Consider the following 19,798-nt stretch of genomic DNA (forward strand, 5'->3'; position numbering starts at 1 on the left):
CAAGCGGATCTTGGCCGACTCGGCCCCATTCTTGAGCGACGACTTACCTGCCGGTAACCCTTGGTTCGAGGGCGGGTAACGAGGCGAGAACCCGTCGGCATCGGGCCCGGCGGGCGTACTTCCGCTGCGTGCCGATCCTCACCTGTCGACGGCACCGAGTCCAGGAGTCGCGTCACATGAGCCGCATCACCCCCACCACCCCTCTCCGTCCCTACAGATCCCGCATCGCCGCCGTCGCGTTGACGGTCGCCATCGTGACGGGAACGGGGATCAGCCTCGCACCCGTCACGCAGGCCGCCGAGGCCCCGACGGCCGCCACCGCCTCCCAGACGCTTCCCACCACGACGCGTTTCGTCGACATCGCCGGCTACGAGGGCGTGACACTCGCCGCGAACGTCGTCGCCCCCACCGACACCAGCCGCGACTACCCCGTCATCGTGCTCCCCACGAGCTGGGCGATGCCACAGATCGAGTACATCGCGCAGGCGACGAAGCTGGCCGAGAAGGGCTACGTCGTCGTCTCGTACAACGTCCGCGGCTTCTGGCAGTCCGGCGGCGAGATCGAGGTGGCCGGTCCCAAGGACGTCGCCGACGCCCGCAAGGTCATCGACTGGGCCCTGGCCAACACCGCCGCGGACCCCGAGCTGATCGGCATGGCCGGGGTCTCCTACGGCGCGGGCATCAGCCTGCTCACGGCCGCCCAGGACGCCCGCGTCGACGCCGTATCCGCGCTGAGCGGCTGGGCGGACCTCGTCGAGTCCCTGTACAAGGGCGAGACACAGCACACGCAGGCCACCGCGATACTCGCCAGCCTCGGCTACGCGACGGGCCGGCCCAGCGCGGAGGCCGCCGAGAAGATGGAGATCATGCTCAGCGGGAAGACCGACCGCATCGACGAGGTCATCCCCTGGGCAGAGCAGCGCTCCGTCGCCCACCAGGTGGACCGGCTCAACGCCAACGACACCGCGGTCATGCTGGCCAACGCATGGGGCGACTCGTTCTTCGCCCCCAACCAGTACGCGTCCTTCTACGAGAAGCTGAGCGGCCCCAAGCGCCTGGAGCTGCGCCCCGGCGACCACGCCACCGCGGAGGGCCTCGGCCTGCTCGGGCTGCCCAACGACGTCTGGAACAACACCTTCCGCTGGTTCGACCACCATCTCAAGGGCGTCCAGAACGGCATCGACGCCGAGCAGCCCGTCCAGCTCAAGTCGCGCTCCGGCGGCGAGTACGAGGGCTACGCGAGCTGGGCCGCCGTCCCGAGCCGCACGCAGAACCTCCGGTTCACGGACGACGAGGACATCCTCCCGCAGCTGGAGTCCGGCGCGAACGCCGGCATCTCCTTCCTGTCCAGCATGCTGGACCAGTTCGCCCGGGTCTCCCCGACGGTGTCCATCCCGTTGCTGCCCAGCATCAGCGCGGCCGTCTGGCAGACCGAGCGCTACGACACCGTCCAGAAGGTACGCGGCACGCCGACCATGCGCGCGACCGTCACCAGCAACCGGTCCGACGGCACGGTGGTCGCCTACCTCTACAGCGTCAACGGGCTCGGCATCGGCGAGCTGGTCACCCACGGCCCCGTGAGCTTCCACGGCAAGACGCCGGGGCAGCCGTTCACCCTCGACGTCGAGATGCTCTCCACCGCCTACGACGTCCCCGCCGGAAACCGGCTCGCCCTCGTCATCGACGGTGTCGACACCCTCTACAACAACTACAACATCGCGTTCCAGGCGATCGACTTCGCGGGCGGCGCGGAACTGAACGTCCCCCTCCGCTGACCGGTGTCGCCGGACTGAGAGGCCTGCAGGCGTGCATCCTGGCCGGACCTGGCCCGGGTGGCCGGAATGCGCGCCTGCGTGGGCCCGTAGCGGTGACCGATGGCCCGTTGCGGCACCGCACGGGGTGCGGATGCGGCGCCGCCCGGGACAATTGTGGCGCGAAAGGAACGGCCCGTCCTCTCCGGAAGCGGGAATTCACGGATACGCAATCAATCAGAATCCGCAGCAAGGGCCTGCACGAGCTTCTTGCGGGAGGGCGCACCGGTCTTCACCAACGTGACTTGCACCAGGCAGGTCCTGGCTGTGGCCGTCCTGCCGTCGTGTCCGCGAGGCGTACCCCGCCTCCGCCTGCTCACTCACGCCCTGGCCCAGAGCCATCGGCTGTCCGAAGCTGCGCAGAAGGCACTCTCCGTGGTGATCAGCGAACTGAGTACCGACGTCGTTCTGCACAGCGGCAGTCCGGACCTGGCAGTGACGCTCGAAATCGACGGCGCCTCGCCGGCCGTGGCGGTACGCGACCGCGGACGCCGGCAGGACCGCCCCATACCGCGCTGTGAGGCGATGGACATGGACGCCGACTTCGGCCGCGGGCTCGCCCTGGTTGACGCGTACTGCGTGGACAGGTCCGCGCGGTGCTCCGCCGAGGGCACGGTTATGCGGGCCGTGATCGTCTTCGAGTCGTAGGCGCCACAGGCCATGGGGATTGTTGAGCGGCTGGTGCCGGACGAGTTGTGCGAGCTGTTCGAGCGGGTGGTGCCGGAGGCACCGTCGCGGCCTCAGGGCGGTGGTCGGCGCCGGCATGGCGACCGGGAGGTGCTGGCGGCGATCGTGTTCGTGGCCACGTCGGGCTGCACGTGGCAGCAATTGCCGACAGCGTCGTTCGGGCCGTCAGGGGCGGCGGCCCACCGACGGTTCAGTGAGTGGTCGAAGGCCCGGGTGTGGGCCAAGCTCCACCGCGTGGTGCTCGACGAGCTCGGTGCCCGCGGAGAGCTGGACTGGACTCGCTGCGCGATCGGCTCGGTCACCATACGGGCCTTGAAAAGGGGGACCTGACAGGTCCGAATCCTGTTGACCGGGGGGAAGTACGGCTCGAAGACCCACTTGATCACCGAGCGGACCGGTCTGCCCATCTCTGCCGGAATCTCGGACGCGAACCTGCACGACAGCCAGGCCCTGATCCCCTTGGTCAAGGGCATACCGCCGATCCGCTCCCGCCGCGGACGCAGGCGACGCAAGCCGGGAAAGCTCCACGGCGACAAGGGCTACGACTACCCCCACCTGCGGCGATGGTTACGTGGACGCGGCACCACCCACCGCATCGCCCGCAAAGGGATCGAAAGCTCACAACGGCTCGGACGACACCGGTGAACCATCGAGCGAACCATGTCCTGGCTCGTCGGCTGCCGCCGCCTCCACCGTCGCTACGAACGCAAGGCCGACCACTTCCCCGCCTTCACCAGCATCGCCTGCACCCTCATCTGCTACCGCAGGCTCACCAAATGGGATGACGTCTAAGGAGCAACGCTGAAAACGCTCAGCGGTGCAGCACGCCCGGCCGCTCGGGCGTGTGGGCGGCGACCACGTGGCCGGCCCGGACGGACTCGCGGCGCCGGTCCACCGCGTACGCCACTCCCGCCACCCCGAGGCCCAGGGCCGCGAGCACCGCGCCCGCCGACGCGGGCGACGTCACGCCGAAGCCCGCCGCGAGGGCCAGGCCGCCGGTCCAGGCGCCGCCGGCGTTGGCCAGGTTGAACGCGGCCTGGTTGGCGGAGGATGCCAGTGAGGGGCCCGCGGCCGCCTTCTCCATCACCGTCATGGTGAGCGGCGAACCCGTCACGAACGCCGCCACGCCCAGCAGGAGCACGGCCAGCGCCCCGCCCCACACCGTCGTCATCAGCAGCGGGAACAGGGCCAGTACGGCCACCAGGGACGCCAGGCCGCCGAACAGGGTCGGACGCATCGCGTGGTCGGCGAGCCGTCCGCCCAGCAGGTTGCCGATCGTCGCGCCGACGCCGAACAGCGCCAGCAGCAGGGTCACGCTGGAGTCGGCGTACCCGGCGGCGTCCGTCAGCATCGGCGTGATGTAGCTGTAGGCGGAGAACAGCGCGCCGAACCCGGCGACCGTCGTGCCGAGCGCCAGCCACACCGGCAGCGAGCGCAGGGCGGCCAGCTCGCCGCGCAGGCCGGTCGTGGGGGCGGCGGCCCGGTCGCGCGGGATCAGCAGGGCCAGCGACGCTATCGCCACCAGGCCGATCACGCTCACGCCCAGGAAGGTCGCCCGCCAGCCGAGGCGCTGGCCCATGAGCGTGGCGACCGGGACGCCCGCGATGTTGGCCACCGTCAGGCCGAGGAACATCAGCGACACCGAACGGGCCTTGCGCTCGGGCGCGACCATGTTCGTGGCGACCACCGCGCCCACGCCGAAGAAGGCGCCGTGCGGGAGGCCGCTGAGGAAGCGGGCGGCGAGCAGGGAGTCGTTGCCGGGCGCGAGTGCGGACAGCGCGTTGCCGGCCACGAACAGCACCATGAGGGAGATCAGGACCGTGCGGCGGGACATCCGCGCCGTGGCGGCCGCGAGCAGCGGGGCGCCGATGACGACGCCGAGCGCGTAGGCGGAGACCAGGTGCCCGGCGGCCGGGAGCGAGATGCCGAGGTCGTCGGCGACGTCGGGCAGCAGGCCCATCATCACGAACTCGGTGGTGCCGATGCCGAAGGCACCCACGGCGAGGGCGAGCAGGGCCAGGGGCATGGGAGAGCCTGTGCCTTTCGGGAGAGGGTTCCGCCCATTGTATGTTCAATTACGGAACAAAACCTCTCCCGTCCGGTACCGGCCCCGTTCCCCGAAGCCACGGCGAAGCGACCAGTAGCTCTCTGCCATCAGAGCGACGCTCGGCCGGGGAGAGCGAGGCGGGGCTCAGGAACTTCACCGACCACTCGTTCGCCGCCGCCGGGTCGCCGAGGCCCGAAGGAATTTCGTCGCTGCTCGGGTCAGCCGGTGAACGGCCGCCACAGTGCCGCCTCGTCCGTGTCGAGCGGAGGGCCCCACACCAGCCTTTCCCCGATCAGGCCGGGCTTGCAGCCCGGGGCCAACCGCGGGTTCTCCAGCTTGTCGGCGATCTCCTCCAGCAGCATCGTCAGTGACTTGTCCTCGACGGTCCGCACGGCAGTGTCGTCCCAGTGCCCGACCTCGCCCGTCACAGCGTCGACGAACAAGCCGTAGCTGGTGTCGGTCACCGACCACGAGCAGAACGGAATCCAGGACGGCTTCCACGTCCACGGCTCTTCACCGTCGTGTTCCTGCTGCCGGCGCGACTGCCGGCGGTAGACCGCGCGAACCGAGTCCAACGGCATCAGCGCCCACCCGAGATCCGGGAAGAAGCCGGCCCCCGGGACGTCCTGGTTGCCGGAGCACAGAAGCCACAGCGCTCGCAGCTCCACGGGCACGCGCACGCCCAGCTCCTGCTCCAGGGCGTCGATGTCCTGCTCGGCCGCGGCCGGCAGCAGCGCCGCGTGTGAGGCCGGCGCGTTCCGCTCGAGCCATGTGGTGATGCTCCGCCATGCCTCGGTCACCTGCCGTGCGGCGATCTGTTCCAGGCGGGGATCGGGGGGCGGGGCGGGGACCTGGTCGTCGTCGCCGGTGGCGGGCAGCGGGCCGGTGGCTTCGACGTCACGGATCTGGAGCTGCCCCTCCGCCATCAAGGGCGGGCCGTAGGCGTAGCGCACGGTCAGGGGCGGGCAGTCATCGAAGGTGTCGCCGTCGATCGGCGCGGCGTACAGGCCGAGCCTGCCGGTGCGCTTGCCCAGACGAGGGTCGTCAGCCAGCTGCCGGGCGAGGACCTTGACCGCGTAGGGGACACCGTCTCCGAGGCGGGCGCAGAGGTCGCGTACGTGGTCGGGTATGTCCACGCTCACGGTCACGGGTCCGTTTCCCCTCCGGGTCGCCGGGTGCTGTCTGCCAGGATGCCAGCCGTGGTGCCGCCCTCACAGTGATCTGCGGGATCCTCCCGTGCGCCTGGAGCCCGGCCGGGAACGGCGCGCCGCCCCTGCCGCGCCCCGCGCTCCCTTCGGTCGCCATGACCGGGCCGACCTCGCCGAGTACGGCCCTCGATGGCCTCAGAAGATCAAAAAACGCTGACGAGCACACCCTGGATCCGCTGCGGAGAGCCGCTCGTCACTTCGCCGGGGCTTCGGGAGAACGGGGCCGTGTTCCGGCAGATCACGGTGTGGTGACCTTCACGCGAGCCGCGACCGGCAGGTGGTCGCTGCTCGTCCGCGGCAGCGTCCACGAGGTGACCGGCTCCACGCCCGTCACCATGATCTGGTCGATGCGCGCCATCGGGAACGACGCGGGCCAGCTGAAGCCGAACCCGCTGCCCGCGGCGCCCTGCGCGGAGCGCATCTGCGACGTCACGGCGTTGAGCGAGCGGTCGTTCATCGTGCCGTTGAGGTCGCCGAGCAGGACCTTGCGGCTCAGCGGGTCGGCGGCGATGGCCTCGCCCAGCGCGTCCGCGCTCTTGTCGCGCTGCCGGGCGGTGAAACCGGCCTGGAGCTTCACCCGGACCGAGGGGAGGTGGGCGACGTAGAAGCCGACCGGCCCCTCCGGCGTGGTCACCGTGGCGCGCATCGCGCGGACCCAGCCCAGCTTGATGTCGACGGCCGCCACGCCGCTCAGCGGGTACTTGCTCCACAGCCCGACCGTGCCCTGCACGGAGTGGTAGCGGTACGTCGCCGCGAGGGCCTTCTCGTAGACCGGCGCCGCCGACTCGGTCAGCTCCTCCAGGGCCACCACGTCCGCGCCGGAGGCGGCCACGTCGTGCGCGGTGCCGGAGGGGTCGGCGTTGTCGGCGTTGACGTTGTGCGTGGCGACCGTGAGGTCGCCGCCGCCGCCGGTCTTGTCGCCGATCAGCCCGCCAAAGAGGTTCAGCCAGACCACCGCGGGCAGCACGAGGGCGATCAGGGCGGTCGCCGACCTGCGCACGAACGCCAGCAGCAGCAGCAGCGGGACGAGGACGCCGAGCCACGGCAGGAACGTCTCCGTGAGGCTGCCGAGGTTGCCGAACCGGTTGGGGATGCGCGCGTGCACCAGCATCACCAGGGCGAGCAGCAGCGCGAGCGCGGCGACGACGAGGCCGCGGCGCCAGATCCGCGGATCGCCGCGCCAGCCGGCCGACAGGCGTCCGGCCAGCCGCGCGAACAGGCGCCGGAAGCGGGCTTCCCGACGCTCGGGCCCCGGGTCGCCGTTGTCCGTCTCCGTCGCATACGCCTGTTGCGCCATACCGTTGCCTCACTACCTGCCGTGCACACCGTCTCTCCCCCGTGCGTACGACCCTAGGGGATGAACGGCTCGGTTCCCGCCGTCCCATGACGGCCCGACGGGCACGAGGACGAACGGAGCGCCGCCCCGGGTTGCGGTCCCGGCCCGTCAGGGGCGGTCTGTGACGAAACGCGCACATTCGGGTGAGCCCGGCGGGGAACTGACGGCCCGTGCGCCGGCGGCCGGCCCGCCGGACTGCGAACCGCCGGGCTGCGGCCCGCCGGACCGTGAACCACCCGGCTGCGAACCACCGGACCGTGGACGGCCGGGGGCGCCGGCGGGCCGCAGGCCGTCGAGCAGCGTGTCGACGATCCGCTCGGGGAGTCCCTCGGTGAGGTCGGCGTCGGGCCGCAGGACGGAACGGACCAGCATGGGCCCGACGAACAGGTCGTTGACCAGCTCGACGTCGAGGTCGGCGCGCAGTTCGCCGGCGCGCTGACCGCGCCGCAGCACCTCGATGCCCAGTCGGCGCCGGGGCGCGACGACCGCGTTGTGGTAGGCCTCCCAGATCCGGGGGCTGCTCTTCATCTGGGCCTGGGCGGCGCGCAGGACCGCCGAGGAACGGTTGGCCAGTCCGCGCCGGCGCATCCACTCCAGCAGCTCCACGAGGTCGTCGCGCATGGAGGTGCCGGGGAGTTCGGGCTCGTCCGGCTCGATGGCCCGCAGGGCGTCGACGAACAGTTCCTCCTTGCCGCTCCACCGGCGGTAGATGGCCGCCTTGCCGACCCCGGCGGTGCGGGCGATCCGCTCGATGGACAGCTCACCGAGCGGCACCCCCTCCTCCAGCAGCTTCATCGTCCCCTCGATGATGGCCCGCTCGACGGCCTCGCTGCGCGGCCGTCCCCTGACGGGCTGCGCGGGCGGCCGCACGGCGGCCCCGCCGCCGGCGGAGGGGCCAGCGGAGGGGCCGGCGGGAGCCGCCACAGGGACCGCGGCGGTGGCCTCGGCGGGAGACCCCCCGGGGGTTCCGGCGGGGACCCCTGCGGAGGTCTCGGCGGGAGACCCGGCAGGGGTGCCCGCGGGGGGCTCGGCAGGTGTCCCCGCCGGGGTCTCGGCTGGGGTCTCGGCAGAACTCACGACCGTCCTTTCGTCACGCTCGCAGCATTCTCGCCCGGAACCGGGGGGGGGGGGGGGGGGGGGGGGCCCCCGCCCCCGGCCCCCCCCCCGCGGCGCCGCCCCCCCCCCCCCCCCCGCCCCCCGGGGGGGGGGGGGGGCCCCCCCGCCCCCCCCCCCCCCGGTCTACGAATCGGTGCGCACCAGCTCCCCCTCGTCCGCCGCCTCCTCGGCCTCCTTCGACCGGCCCGGCAGGTACACCGCCACGACGACCGCGCCGACGAGCGCGACCCCGGCCCCGCACAGCGCGGTGACGTGCATGGCGTGCAGGAACGCGTCGTTGGCCGGGCCGACCAGGGCCTCGCCGCGCGGGCCGAGCTTCGCCGCGACGCCCAGGGTCGCCTCGATGGACTCCCCCGCCGTGTCGCGCAGCCCGGCCGGCACCGCGCCGAGGTCGTCCTCGATGCCGGTGCGGTACGCCGTCGACAGCACGGAGCCGAGGACGGCGATGCCGAGCGCGCCGCCGACCTGGCGGAAGGTGTTGCTGAGCGCGGACGCGGACCCGGCCTTCTCGCGGGGCAGCGCCTGCATGATCACGACGCTGGTCGGGGTCATGATGTGGGCCATCCCGGTGCCCATGAGGAAGAAGATGACCTCCAGCAGCCAGATCGGCGTGTCCTGGTCCAGCGTGGCGAACGCGACCAGGGTGGCCGCGATGAGGAGCATGCCGCCCGTGGTCGTCGCCTTGTTGCCGAAGCGGTCCACGACCAGCCGGGCCCGCGGCGCGAAGACGAGCTGGGCGACGGCCAGCGGCAGCATCAGCAGGCCGGTCTGGAGCGGGGAGTAGCCGCGCACGCTCTGGGTGTAGAAGACGGAGAAGAAGGTCACGCCCATCAGCGCGAAGAAGACCAGCGCGATGACGCCGATCGCGGCCGAGAACACCTTGTTGCGGAAGTAGCCGACGTCGATGGACGGATGGTCGCTGCGCTTCTCGAACACCACGAACGCGGCGAGGACCACGAGTCCGGCGGCGATCGTCGCCAGCACGGTCGGATCGGTGAAGTCCGCCAGCTCGCCGCCCTTGATGATGCCGTAGACGAGCAGGACCAGGCCGACGACGGACAGGGCGACGCCGACGGGGTCGATCCGGCCGGGCGCGGGGTCGCGCGAGTCCGGCACCAGCCACACCATCAGCACGATGGCGGCGATCACGATCGGCACGTTGACGAGGAAGACCGACCCCCACCAGAAGTGGTCGAGGAGGAGGCCGCCGGTGATGGGCCCGATGGCGATGGCGAGGCCGACGCCGCCGGCCCAGATGCCGATCGCCTTGGGCTGCTCGTCGCGCTCGAAGACGTTCATCAGGACGGCGAGGGTCGCCGGCATCACGAAGGCCGCGCCGAGGGCCATCAGGGCGCGGAAGGCGATGAGCTGGGCCGGCGAGCCGGACTCGGCGGCGAGCGCGGAGCCGATGCCGAAGACCGCGAGGCCGCCGAGCAGCACCTTCTTGCGGCCCAGCCGGTCGCCCAGCAGACCGGCGGAGAACAGCAGGCCCGCGAAGACGAGCGTGTAGGAGTTGATGGCCCACTCCAGCTCGCTCTGGGTGGCGCCGAGGCCGACCGGGGCGGGGGTGGAGATGGTCTTGATCGCGACGTTCAGGATCGAGTTGTCGAGCACCACGATCAGCAGGCTCAGCATCAGCGCGCCGAGGATCGCCCAGCGACGCCGGTGCACTGCTTCCGGTACGCGAGGGGTCGCGGGGACGGTGGGAGTGGTCATGCACCCGAGGGTAGGCCCATTCCGATACGAGACCGTCTCGTATCGAATTCTCTTACTGAGGTCTTACCCACAGGGGGCGCTCTGGCCCTCCCCGGCATGAGGTGCCACCATGGACGTGGTCCGGGGACGCCGTGAGGGCGCCTCGAGATGACGTAAGGAGCCGTTGCAATGACGCAGCTTTCGGCTGCCCAGACGAAGCCTTCCGACGGCAGCAAGGCGCTGTACGGAGGCAAGGGCACACGCCGCATCACCGTCCGCGACCTCGCCGCCGCCAAGGAGCGGGGCGAGAAGTGGCCCATGCTCACCGCGTACGACGCGATGACCGCGTCCGTCTTCGACGAGGCCGGGATCCCCGTGATGCTCGTCGGCGACTCGGCGGGCAACTGCCACCTCGGGTACGAGACCACCGTGCCCGTCACCCTCGACGAGATGACCGTGCTCTCGGCGGCCGTCGTCCGGGGCACCCGGCGCGCCCTCATCGTCGGCGACCTGCCCTTCGGGTCGTACCAGGAGGGCCCCGTACAGGCGCTGCGCAGCGCCACCCGGCTGGTCAAGGAGGCCGGGGTCGGCGCCGTGAAGCTGGAGGGCGGCGAGCGGTCGCACCGGCAGATCGAGCTGCTCGTCGAGTCCGGCATCCCGGTCATGGCGCACATCGGGCTCACCCCGCAGTCCGTGAACGCCATGGGGTACCGCGTCCAGGGGCGTGGCGAGGAGGCCGCCGCGCAGCTGCTGCGGGACGCGAAGGCCGTCCAGGACGCGGGGGCGTTCGCCGTCGTGCTGGAGCTGGTGCCGGCGGAGCTGGCGGCCGAGGTGACGCGCGTGCTGCACATCCCCACGGTCGGGATCGGGGCCGGTGCGGCCACGGACGCCCAGGTGCTGGTCTGGACGGACATGATGGGGCTGACCGGCGGCCGCGTGCCGAAGTTCGTGAAGCAGTACGCCGACCTGCGCAAGGTCATGGGCGACGCGGCGAAGGCGTTCGCGGAGGACGTCGTCGGCGGGACGTTCCCGCTGGAGGAGCACTCCGTCCACTGAGCCGGCTTCCGGCCCCACTGAGCCATCCCGGCACCACGGGCAGCCCGCCGATCTTCCCCCGTCGGCGGGCTGCCCCCTTTCGTCTCCCGCCCCCGCCGCCCCTTCCCGACCCGACCCCCGGGGGCTGCGCCCCCGGACCCCCGATCGGCGCTTCGCGCCTCGTCCTCAAACGCCGGACGGGCTGGGGTGTCCGGCCGTCGTGTCGGTGCGCTGTCGGGGCTGTCGGTCGGGTGTCGGCGGTCTGTCGGTGGGGGCTGGCACCTTCGGTGGCATGACACGCATCGACATGAACCCCGGCGGCGCGGACCACGCCGTCACCGTGCGGGGACTGGTCAAGCACTACGGGGAGACCAGGGCACTGGACGGGGTCGACCTCGACGTGCGGGAGGGCACCGTCATGGGGGTGCTCGGGCCGAACGGCGCCGGCAAGACCACCCTCGTGCGGATCCTGTCCACCCTGCTCGCCCCCGACGCCGGCCGGGCGACCGTCGCCGGCCACGACGTCGTCCGCCAGCCCCGCCGGCTCCGCCGCGTCATCGGGCTGACCGGCCAGTACGCCTCCGTGGACGAGAAGCTCGCCGGCTGGGAGAACCTGTACCTCATCGGCCGGCTGCTCGACCTGCCCCGCAAGGAGGCCCGGTCCCGCGCCGACGAACTGCTGGAGCGGTTCTCCCTCACCGAGGCGGCCCGGCGGCCGGCGGGGACGTACTCCGGCGGCATGCGACGGCGGCTCGACCTCGCCGCGTCGATGATCGGCCGGCCCGCCGTCCTCTTCCTCGACGAGCCCACCACCGGCCTCGACCCCCGCACCCGCAACGAGGTGTGGACCGAGGTGAAGTCGATGGTCGGCGAGGGGGTGACCGTGCTGCTGACCACCCAGTACATGGAGGAGGCCGAGCAGCTCGCCTCCGCACTGACCGTCGTCGACCGGGGCAAGGTCATCGCCACGGGCGGCATCGAGGAACTGAAGGCCCGCGTGGGAGGGCGGACCCTGCGGGTGCGGCCGGCCGACCCGGCGCACCTGCGCCCGCTGGCCCACGCGCTGGACGGGATGGGCATCACCGGCCTGGCCTCGACCGTCGTGGACACCGAGCGCGGCTCGGTGCTGGTGCCGGTCCTGAGCGACGAACAGCTCACCGCCGTGGTCGGCGCGGTCACCGCGCGCGGCCTCACGCTCTCCTCCCTCACCACCGAACTGCCCAGCCTCGACGAGGTGTTCCTGTCCCTCACCGGTCACCGCGCCGGTGCGCCGCAGGACACCGCCCCCGCCGACAGCCCCCTCGAGGAGGTCGCCGTATGAGCGCCGCCGCCACTCCCGCCCCGGCCGGTCCCCGGGACGCCGACGCACCCGTCCCGCTGCGGGCCCACCTGCGGCACACCGGCGCGCTGGTGCGCCGCAACCTGCTGTGGATCCGGCAGGACCCGGAGTCGATGTTCGACGCGGTCCTGTTCCCGGTCGTCTTCACCCTGCTGTTCGTGTACGTCTTCGGCGGCTCCATCGGCCGGTCGCTGGGCGGCGGGCAGGAGGAGTACGTCCAGTACGTCATCCCCGGCCTGCTGGCCATGATGGGGATGAACATGGCGCAGGGCGTGGGCACCGGGTTCAACCAGGACTTCAACTCCGGTGTCATGGACCGCTTCCGGTCCCTGCCGATCGGGCGCGGCTCGGTGCTGTTCGCGAAGATCGCGGTCGAGCTGATGCGGATGCTGTTCGCGACGGTGGTGCTGGTGGTCGTCGCGGTGCTGGTCGGCTTCGAGATCACCAGCTGGCCCGGGCTGCTGGCCTCCGTGGCGCTGTCCGCGGCCTTCGGGTTCGCGCTGATGTGGGTGTTCCTCACGCTCGGCGTGGTGATGAAGAACGCGCAGTCCGTGCAGGCGATGGGCTTCCTGGTGCTGATGCCCCTCCAGTTCGGCTCGTCGATCTTCGCGCCGACCGCCTCGATGCCGGGCTGGCTGCGCAACTTCACCGAGTTCAACCCGCTGTCGGGCCTCGCGGACGCCGCGCGCGGGCTGATGATCGGCGGTCCGGTCGCGCACGGCCTGTGGGTGACGCTGGCCTGGTCGGCGGGGCTCACCGCGGTGATGGCGCCGGTCGCGATCCACAAGTTCCGCACCAAGAGCTGACCGGTGCCTCACACCAGGGCGGCGGCCTCCTCGTAGGAGAGGCCGCCGCCCTCGGCGCGGGCGGCGGTGTACGCCTCCTCGCCGAGCACGGCACGGACCCGGGCGCGGGCCCGCTCCCGGCACACGGACTCCATGCGCGGCGAGACGTGCCGGGGCGGCAGCAGGGCGTCGGCGGCGCCGAGGCAGCGGGCGGCGCGGGCGGCGGCCTCGGCGCGGGCGCCGTCGCCGGCGGTCCGCCCGGTGCCGGTGAGGGCGATCGCGGCGATGGTCAGGTAGAAGGAGCGCAGGTACGGGGCGACGATCATGGACAGCGGGTCGTCCGCCCGGCCCAGGGCCTCGCGGATGGTGACCAGGGCCTCTTCGTAGCGCTCGTCCACCGTGTCCAGCCAGGCCTCCGTGCCGAGGATCAGGGCGTCGAAGACGACGAAGTGCGCGAGGGCGAACTCCTTGCGCAGCAGCCGCAGCTGCTCGCGGGCCTCGGTGCTGCGGCCGGTCAGGGCGAGGTGGCCGCAGAGGAAGATCCGGGCGGCGGGCATGGCCTCGTTGACGGTGCCCTCGACGCGGTCGAGGACGTCGCGCAGGACGCGTTCGCCGCGCTCCTCCTCGCCGCTCTCCAGCAGCGCGCTGCCCAGCCGGGCCGCCAGGACCGCCGACTGGCTGCGGGCGTCGAGTTCCTCGGCGTGGACCATGGCCGCCTCGTAGTCGGCGGCGGCCAGGCGGTAGGCGCCCATCCGCTCGTGGGCCTCGGCGCGCGCGGAGAGGGCCTCGGCGGTTCCCCAGGCGTCGCCGAGGCGGCGGAAGATCTCCAGGGACTCGTCGGCGTCCCGGGCCGCGTCGCCCGCCCAGTCGGAGCGGTTGGCCAGCACGTTGGCGCGCATCTGGAGGCAGACGGCCAGCTCCCACTCGTAGCCGGGGGTCTCGCGGGCGGTGCGGATGTTGGCGTCGACGATGAGGCGGACGCGTTCCATGTCGCCGGTGAGCATGACGGCGTAGAACCAGAGCAGGCCGGGGGTGCGGCAGGTCTGCGGGAGGCCGGGGGCGTACGTGTCGACGATCGCCCGCAGTTTGGCCTGGGCCGCCGGGTTCTGCCAGGCGTCCAGCTCGGTGTCCATGCAGGCGAGGTGGGCGAGGTGGACACCGCGCCGGGCCTCCGCGAGGACCTCGCCGGTCATCGGCGGCGGGGCGTCGGTGCAGGGTTTCCAGAGCGGGGCGGCGGGGCGTACCGGACCGGCGAAGGGGTCGGGGCCGAGGGACATCACCTCGCGGCACCAGGTGCGGGCCTCGATGCGCAGGTCGCGCATCTGCCAGTACGTGACGAGGGACAGGACGAGGCAGAGCGCCTCCTGCTCGTCGCGCTCGGCGACGGCCCGGCGCAGCGCGGTGCGCAGGTTCTCGTACTCGAGCTGGAACCGGTCGATGGCGGCGCGCTGCCCGCGGCCGCGCAGTGACGGCTCGGTGGTGCGGGCGAGTTCGCGGTAGTGCGTCAGATGGGCGCGCTCGGCGCGGGGGCGGGCGCCGGTCTCGTCGAGGCGGGCGGCGGCGTACTCGGCGACGGTCTCCAGGAGCCGGTAGCGCATGGTGCCGTCGGGCGCGGGGGCGGCGACGACGAGGGACTTGTCGACGAGGGAGCCGAGCGCGTCGAGGGCGGCCGGACCGCAGACGGCCTCGGCGGCGGCGAGGTCGCAGCCGCGGGCGAAGACCGACAGCCGGCCGAGGACCTCGCGCTCGTCCTCGTCGAGCAGGTCCCAGGACCAGTCGACGACGGCCCGCAGGGTCTGCTGACGGGGCAGGACGGTACGGCTGCCGGAGGTCAGCAGCCGGAAGCGGTCGTCGAGCCGGTCGGCGATCTGGCGCGGCGACAGCACGCGCAGCCGGGCGGCGGCCAGCTCGATGGCGAGCGGCAGGCCGTCCAGGCGGCGGCAGATCTCGGCGCAGGCCTCGGGGTCGTCGTCGACGCGGAAGCCGGGGCGGGCGGCCGCTCCGCGCTCGGCGAGCAGCCGCAGCGCGGCCGGCTCGGGCAGCGGCTCCACGGGCCGCAGCAACTCGCCGGGCACGCCGAGGGGTTCGCGGCTGGTGGCGAGGACGGTCAGTTCCGGGCAGCGCCTGAGCAGGTGCTCGACCAGGCGGGCGGCGCCCTCGACGACGTGTTCGCAGTTGTCGAGGACGATCAGCATGCGGCGGCGGGCGCAGTGCTCGACGAGGCGCTCCAGGGGGTCGTCGTGCCGTTCGGCGACCGCCACCCGCATCTCCTCCGCGCCGGCGCCGTAGAGCACGGTCTCGCGGGCTCCGACGGCGGTGAGGACGGCCTGCGGTACGGCGTCGGGGTCGGCGACCGGCGCCAGTTCGGCGAGCCACGCCCCGTCCCGGGCGGTCTCCCCCGCAGTCTCGGCGGCCTCCTGCGACAGCCGCGTCTTGCCGGCGCCGCCGGCCCCGAGGAGCGTGACGAGCCGGGCGCCGCGCAGGTCCCCGTGGATGGCCTCGATGTCCCCTTCCCGCCCCACGAAGGACGTGAGCCGGGCACGCAGGTTGCCGGGGGGCGGGGCGGAACGGACGGAGACCGGGGTGGGGTGGGGGGAGACGGGGCCGGGATCGGCGGAAGCCGGGCCGGGGTGGGCGGAAGCCGGGCCGGGATCGGCGGAAGCCGGGCCGGGGTGGGCGGAGACCGAGCCAGAACCAGCGGAAGCCGGGCCGGGATCGGCGGAGTTCCGGCCGGGGTAGGCGGAAGCCCGGCCGGGATCGCCGGAAGCCGGAACCGGACGGCCTGAAGCCCGACCGGGATCACCGGGGGCGGGAGCGGGACGGGGGGACGCCGCGTCGGGATGCGCAAAGGCCCGGCCGGAACCGGCGGACGCCGGAGCCGGAGCCGGAACCGAATCCGGAGCCGGAGCGGGGGAAGCCTCGCCGGAGCCGGCGGACGCCCGGTCCGGAGAGGCCGTGGCCGGGGCCGGGGCCGGGGCCGGGGCCGGGCGGACCGCCGGGGCCGGGAGCCCGGCCGGGGTGAGGAGTTCCGTGTGGAGGGCGCGGAGTCCGGGGCCGGGGTCGGAGCCGAGGCGGCCGGCGAGCAGGCGGCGTACGGACTCGTAGGCGGCCAGGGCCTCGGCGGTGCGGCCCGCGTCGCGCAGGGCGCGCAGGCGCAGGACCTGGAGCGGCTCGTCCAGGGGGTGGGCCTCGCACAGGGCGGTCAGCTCGGGCAGCGACTGCCCGGCGTGGCCGAGGGCGAGGGCCGCGGTGTGGCGGGCGCGTATCGCGTCCAGGCGGCGGGCCTCCCGGCGGGCCGCCTCGGCGGTGCGGTCGGGCAGGTCGGCGAGGGCCGGGCCCTGCCAGAGGGCGAGGGCGTCGTCGAGCAGCGCGGCCGCCCCGGCGGGATCGCCGCCGTCGAGCGCGCGCAGGCCGTCGGCGGTCAGCCGCTCGAAGCGGTGCAGGTCGACGGCGTCGGGCGGGGCGGCGAGCCGGTAGCCGCCGGCCGCCGAGGCGACGGCGTCGGCACCGAGGGCCCGGCGCAGTCGGCCGACCAGTGCCTGCAGCGCGGCGGGCGCGTCGGCGGGCGGCTCACCGGCCCAGACCTCCGCCACCAGCAGCCCCACGGGCACGCTGCGGCCGGCCCGCAGCGCCAGCACGGTCAGCAGGGCGCGCAGCCGGGCCCCGCCGACGGCGACGGGGGTGCCGTCGCTGCGGAGTGCCTGGGTGGTGCCGAGGATGCGGTAGCGCACGGGGTCATTCTCCCCGGTGGGGGCGGCCGGGGTCACGGCGCCCGGGCCGGTGGTGCGCCCGGGACGATCGTCCCGCTCCTCCCGGAACCGGCGACCGGTCGCGAGACGTTTCCCCCCTGCGCCCGGTACGGTCGGGCAGCCGGACACCCGGTCCCGACATCGCACCCCAGGAGCGTCCGCCGATGACCACCGCCCTCTCCCGCCGCAGCGACCGGCGGATCAGCCCCGTCTTCCTCGGGATACTGGCCGTCACGGCCGTCACGGGCTGGGCCACCTGGACCGGTTTCGCCGAGCAGCCCGGCGTGGCCGTGTTCCTGTTCGTGACCGGCGCCTGGATCGTCTCGCTCTGCCTGCACGAGTACGCGCACGCGCGCACCGCCCTGCACAGCGGCGACATCTCGATCGGCGCGAAGGGGTACCTGACGCTCAATCCCCTCAAGTACACGCACGCGTTGCTGAGCATCGTGCTGCCGGTGCTGTTCGTGATCATGGGCGGGATCGGCCTGCCGGGCGGCGCCGTCTTCATCGAGCGCGGCCGGATCCGGGGGCGCTGGCGGCACAGCCTGATCTCGGCGGCGGGCCCGCTGACGAACGTGCTGTTCGCGATCGTGTGCACCGCCCCGTTCTGGCTGGACGCGCTGGACGGCGTGCCGGCCGACTTCCGCTTCGCGCTCGCGTTCCTCGCCCTCCTCCAGGTCACGGCGGCGATCCTGAACTTCCTGCCGGTGCCGGGCCTGGACGGCTACGGCGTCGTCGAGCCCTGGCTGTCGTACGGCGTGAAGCGGCAGGTGGAGCCGTTCGCGCCGTTCGGCCTGCTGTTCGTGTTCGCGCTGCTGTGGGTGCCGGCGGTCAACGGCGCGTTCTTCGACGTGGTCGACTCGGTGCTGGGCGGTCTCGGCATCGGTGACTTCGAGACGTACTGCGGCGAGGCGCTGTACCGCTTCTGGGAGGGCGCCCCGGAGCTCTGCTCCGTCAGCCCGTGACGGAGCGGCGGGCCTTCCCGCGCTTGACGTAGTACCAGGTCATGTTGGACGACAGGCCGGCCAGCAGCACCCACACGACGCCCAGGAAGCTGCCCTGGACGAACGAGACGACCGCCGCCGCGACCGCGAGGAGGCAGACGATCAGGGAGTAGACGGCGAGACGGGGCATGGGGCTGGCTCCTGTCGGGGGACACTGCTGCACTGCGGGTACGCCCGGCCGCCGGGTCTGGTCGCACGGCCGGTGCCGTCCAGTGTCCCCCATCCGCTCAGACGTCGGTGACGCGGAGCCCGGCGTGCGCCTTGTAGCGGCGGTTGACGGAGATCAGGTTGGCGACCAGGGACTCGACCTGGTGGGCGTTGCGCAGCCGGCCGGCGAAGACGCCCCGCATGCCGGGGATGCGGCCGGCGAGGGCCTGCACGATCTCCACGTCGGCGCGCTCCTCGCCCAGCACCATCACGTCGGTGTCGATCTCGTCGATGTCGGGGTCCTGGAGGAGGACCGCCGACAGGTGGTGGAAGGCGGCCGTGACCCGCGAGCCGGGCAGCAGGGCGGCGGCCTGCTCGGCGGCGCTGCCCTCCTGCGGCTTCAGCGCGTAGGCGCCCTTCTTGTCGAAGCCGAGCGGGTTGACGCAGTCGACGACGAGCTTGCCCGTCAGTTCCTCGCGCAGCGCCTCCAGGGTCGCCCCGTGGCCCTCCCACGGCACGGCGACGATGACGACGTCGCTGCGGCGGGCGGTCTCGGCGTTGTCGGCGCCCTCGACGCCGTCCCCGAGTTCCTCCGCGGCGGCCCGCGCGCGGTCGGCGGCGCGCGAGCCGATGATCACCTTCTGGCCGGCCCTGGCGAGGCGGTGGGCGAGCCCCTTGCCCTGCGGCCCGGTCCCGCCGAGGACGCCGACGACCAGGCCCGAGACGTCGGGGAGGTCCCAGGGGTCCTTGGCGGGTGCCTTCGCGGGAGCGTTGTGTGCACTGTCGCTAGAGGTCATGGGCCGACCTTACGTGCGCGGGGGCCGTCCCACCGGGCCAAGTGGCGGCCGTCACGGCCGCCGGGCGGGTCCCCGGATCGGGGGAACCGTCGGCGAACACCGGGCCTCGGGAGCCCGGTTGGGGCAGGATGCGGTCGCATGGACGCCGTACGGGTCGCGCTGCTGCGCGACGTGCTCGCCGGGACGGAGTGGCTCGGGGCCACCCGTGGGTTCGCCGCGGTGCTGCGGGGGTCGGTGGTGTCGCACGGGGGCGGGCTGCTGCTGGTGGGCACCGCCGCGTACGAGCCGTGGCACCTGGCCGCCCACCTGGTCGACGAGGCCGCCTGGTCCGGTACGCCGGAGCTGGTCCCCACGCTGGTGCGGCACGGCGCCCGCCCCACGGACCCGGCGCATCTCGCGGTGGGCCTCGGCCGGATCACGGCGGCCCGGCGGGGCGAGACCCTGCTGGTGGCGGCGCCGGAGGGGGACGCCCCGCTGCTGGAGCGGGTGGCGGACGCCCGGCGGACCGGGGTGACCGTGCTGGCCCTGGGCCCCGGCGGGGGCGAGCTGGCGGGCCTGGCCCACGAGACGCTGCCCGTGCCGGACGGTTCGGAGCTGGACCTGGACACGGTGCAGCACCTGGTGAGCGCGGCGGCGGGCGAGCGGACGGCGCCCGCCCCGCGGGGCCCCCGCCGCCTGCGCGACCGGCTGTCCCGGCTGGCGGATTCCCTGACGGCGCCGCCCCCGGCTCCCTGGTGAGGCCGGGGGCCGGGGGCGGGGTGCCGTCGTGCCCGGTGGGGCACGGGCGGGGCGGGTCCGGTCAGTCGTCGTCCGGGGTGCCCGCCGGGGCGTCGTGCCACTTGGGGTCGTTCTCCCACTGCAGGTTGCGCTCCCGGGCGGTCTGCATGGCGTGCTCGGCCTCCGCGCGGGAGGCGTAGGGGCCGAAACGGTCCTTGGCCGGGCACTCGGGCCCTTCCTCGACCTTGTGGTGTTCCAGGCAGTAGTACCACTCGCCCGGCTTGCCGACCGTGCGCTTCTTGAACAGGGCCATGACCAGCTCCTC

15 protein-coding genes and 2 pseudogenes are annotated in these 19,798 nt (G+C 73.3%); 8 read left to right on the plus strand and 9 right to left on the minus strand.

All coding sequences use genetic code 11. The features are described 5' to 3' along the window. Positions 1-176 precede the first annotated feature (176 nt). From ACF09K_RS29895 to ACF09K_RS29905, 3 genes and pseudogenes are all read left to right on the plus strand, one after another. Complete coding sequence (locus tag ACF09K_RS29895) at positions 177-1,775, plus strand: CocE/NonD family hydrolase (protein ID WP_392248435.1); 1,599 nt, start codon at positions 177-179, stop codon at positions 1,773-1,775. Between the two features lie 99 nt (positions 1,776-1,874). Then, positions 1,875-2,459, plus strand: coding sequence for an ATP-binding protein (locus tag ACF09K_RS29900; RefSeq protein WP_392248436.1), 585 nt, complete (start codon positions 1,875-1,877; stop codon positions 2,457-2,459). Positions 2,460-2,471: 12 nt separating this feature from the next. Then, positions 2,472-3,290: pseudogene (locus ACF09K_RS29905) on the plus strand (IS5 family transposase). A 19-nt stretch (positions 3,291-3,309) separates the two neighbouring features. On the opposite strand, the gene ACF09K_RS29910 reads toward ACF09K_RS29905, so the two are convergent. The 5 genes and pseudogenes from ACF09K_RS29910 to ACF09K_RS29930 form a co-directional block, all read right to left on the minus strand. Next, on the minus strand, positions 3,310-4,524 hold the full coding sequence (locus ACF09K_RS29910) for an MFS transporter (protein ID WP_392248437.1): 1,215 nt from the start codon (positions 4,522-4,524) through the stop codon (positions 3,310-3,312). Positions 4,525-4,763: 239 nt separating this feature from the next. Continuing rightward, positions 4,764-5,693, minus strand: a complete 930-nt coding sequence (locus tag ACF09K_RS29915; protein WP_392248438.1) for an SMI1/KNR4 family protein — start codon at positions 5,691-5,693, stop codon at positions 4,764-4,766. A 298-nt stretch (positions 5,694-5,991) separates the two neighbouring features. Next, positions 5,992-7,050: an endonuclease/exonuclease/phosphatase family protein gene (locus tag ACF09K_RS29920; RefSeq protein ID WP_392248439.1), complete on the minus strand. Its 1,059-nt coding sequence runs from the start codon at positions 7,048-7,050 to the stop codon at positions 5,992-5,994. Between the two features lie 306 nt (positions 7,051-7,356). Next, positions 7,357-7,959: pseudogene (locus ACF09K_RS29925) on the minus strand (TetR/AcrR family transcriptional regulator); the annotation flags it as partial. A gap of 369 nt (positions 7,960-8,328) precedes the next feature. After that, positions 8,329-9,921: an MFS transporter gene (locus ACF09K_RS29930; protein WP_392248440.1), complete on the minus strand. Its 1,593-nt coding sequence runs from the start codon at positions 9,919-9,921 to the stop codon at positions 8,329-8,331. A gap of 168 nt (positions 9,922-10,089) precedes the next feature. On the opposite strand from ACF09K_RS29930, the gene panB reads away from it, so the two are divergent. The 3 genes from panB to ACF09K_RS29945 all read left to right on the plus strand — a co-directional run bounded on the left by panB (position 10,090) and on the right by ACF09K_RS29945 (position 13,080). After that, positions 10,090-10,956 carry a 3-methyl-2-oxobutanoate hydroxymethyltransferase gene (panB, locus tag ACF09K_RS29935; protein ID WP_392248441.1) on the plus strand — a complete coding sequence of 289 codons (867 nt, stop codon included), beginning with the start codon at positions 10,090-10,092 and terminating at the stop codon, positions 10,954-10,956. A gap of 271 nt (positions 10,957-11,227) precedes the next feature. Then, positions 11,228-12,256, plus strand: a complete 1,029-nt coding sequence (locus tag ACF09K_RS29940) for an ATP-binding cassette domain-containing protein (protein WP_392248442.1) — start codon at positions 11,228-11,230, stop codon at positions 12,254-12,256. Further along, a complete protein-coding gene (locus tag ACF09K_RS29945; protein WP_392248443.1) occupies positions 12,253-13,080 on the plus strand; it encodes an ABC transporter permease in 828 nt (275 codons plus the stop codon). The genes ACF09K_RS29940 and ACF09K_RS29945 overlap by 4 nt, the downstream gene beginning before the upstream one ends. 8 nt (positions 13,081-13,088) lie before the next feature. Here the strand turns inward: ACF09K_RS29945 and ACF09K_RS29950 are convergent, their stop codons facing one another. Further along, complete coding sequence (locus ACF09K_RS29950) at positions 13,089-16,790, minus strand: BTAD domain-containing putative transcriptional regulator (protein WP_392248444.1); 3,702 nt, start codon at positions 16,788-16,790, stop codon at positions 13,089-13,091. A 182-nt stretch (positions 16,791-16,972) separates the two neighbouring features. Between ACF09K_RS29950 and ACF09K_RS29955 the strand changes: the two genes are divergently transcribed. Beyond that, a complete protein-coding gene (locus ACF09K_RS29955; protein WP_392248445.1) occupies positions 16,973-17,773 on the plus strand; it encodes a site-2 protease family protein in 801 nt (266 codons plus the stop codon). On the opposite strand, the gene ACF09K_RS29960 is transcribed toward ACF09K_RS29955, so the two are convergent. Beyond that, positions 17,763-17,942, minus strand: coding sequence for a hypothetical protein (locus tag ACF09K_RS29960; protein ID WP_392248446.1), 180 nt, complete (start codon positions 17,940-17,942; stop codon positions 17,763-17,765). The genes ACF09K_RS29955 and ACF09K_RS29960 overlap by 11 nt on opposite strands. A gap of 97 nt (positions 17,943-18,039) precedes the next feature. Beyond that, positions 18,040-18,756: an NADPH-dependent F420 reductase gene (gene npdG, locus ACF09K_RS29965; protein ID WP_392248447.1), complete on the minus strand. Its 717-nt coding sequence runs from the start codon at positions 18,754-18,756 to the stop codon at positions 18,040-18,042. A 138-nt stretch (positions 18,757-18,894) separates the two neighbouring features. Here npdG and ACF09K_RS29970 point away from each other — a divergent pair, with 138 nt between their 5' ends. Further along, positions 18,895-19,494 carry a hypothetical protein gene (locus ACF09K_RS29970; protein ID WP_392248448.1) on the plus strand — a complete coding sequence of 200 codons (600 nt, stop codon included), beginning with the start codon at positions 18,895-18,897 and terminating at the stop codon, positions 19,492-19,494. Positions 19,495-19,555: 61 nt separating this feature from the next. Here ACF09K_RS29970 and ACF09K_RS29975 read toward each other — a convergent pair whose 3' ends face one another. Next, complete coding sequence (locus tag ACF09K_RS29975; protein ID WP_392248449.1) at positions 19,556-19,786, minus strand: hypothetical protein; 231 nt, start codon at positions 19,784-19,786, stop codon at positions 19,556-19,558. Positions 19,787-19,798 lie beyond the last annotated feature (12 nt).

The sequence above is a fragment of the Streptomyces sp. NPDC014882 genome (assembly GCF_043081325.1).
Classification (GTDB): Bacteria; Actinomycetota; Actinomycetes; order Streptomycetales; family Streptomycetaceae; genus Streptomyces.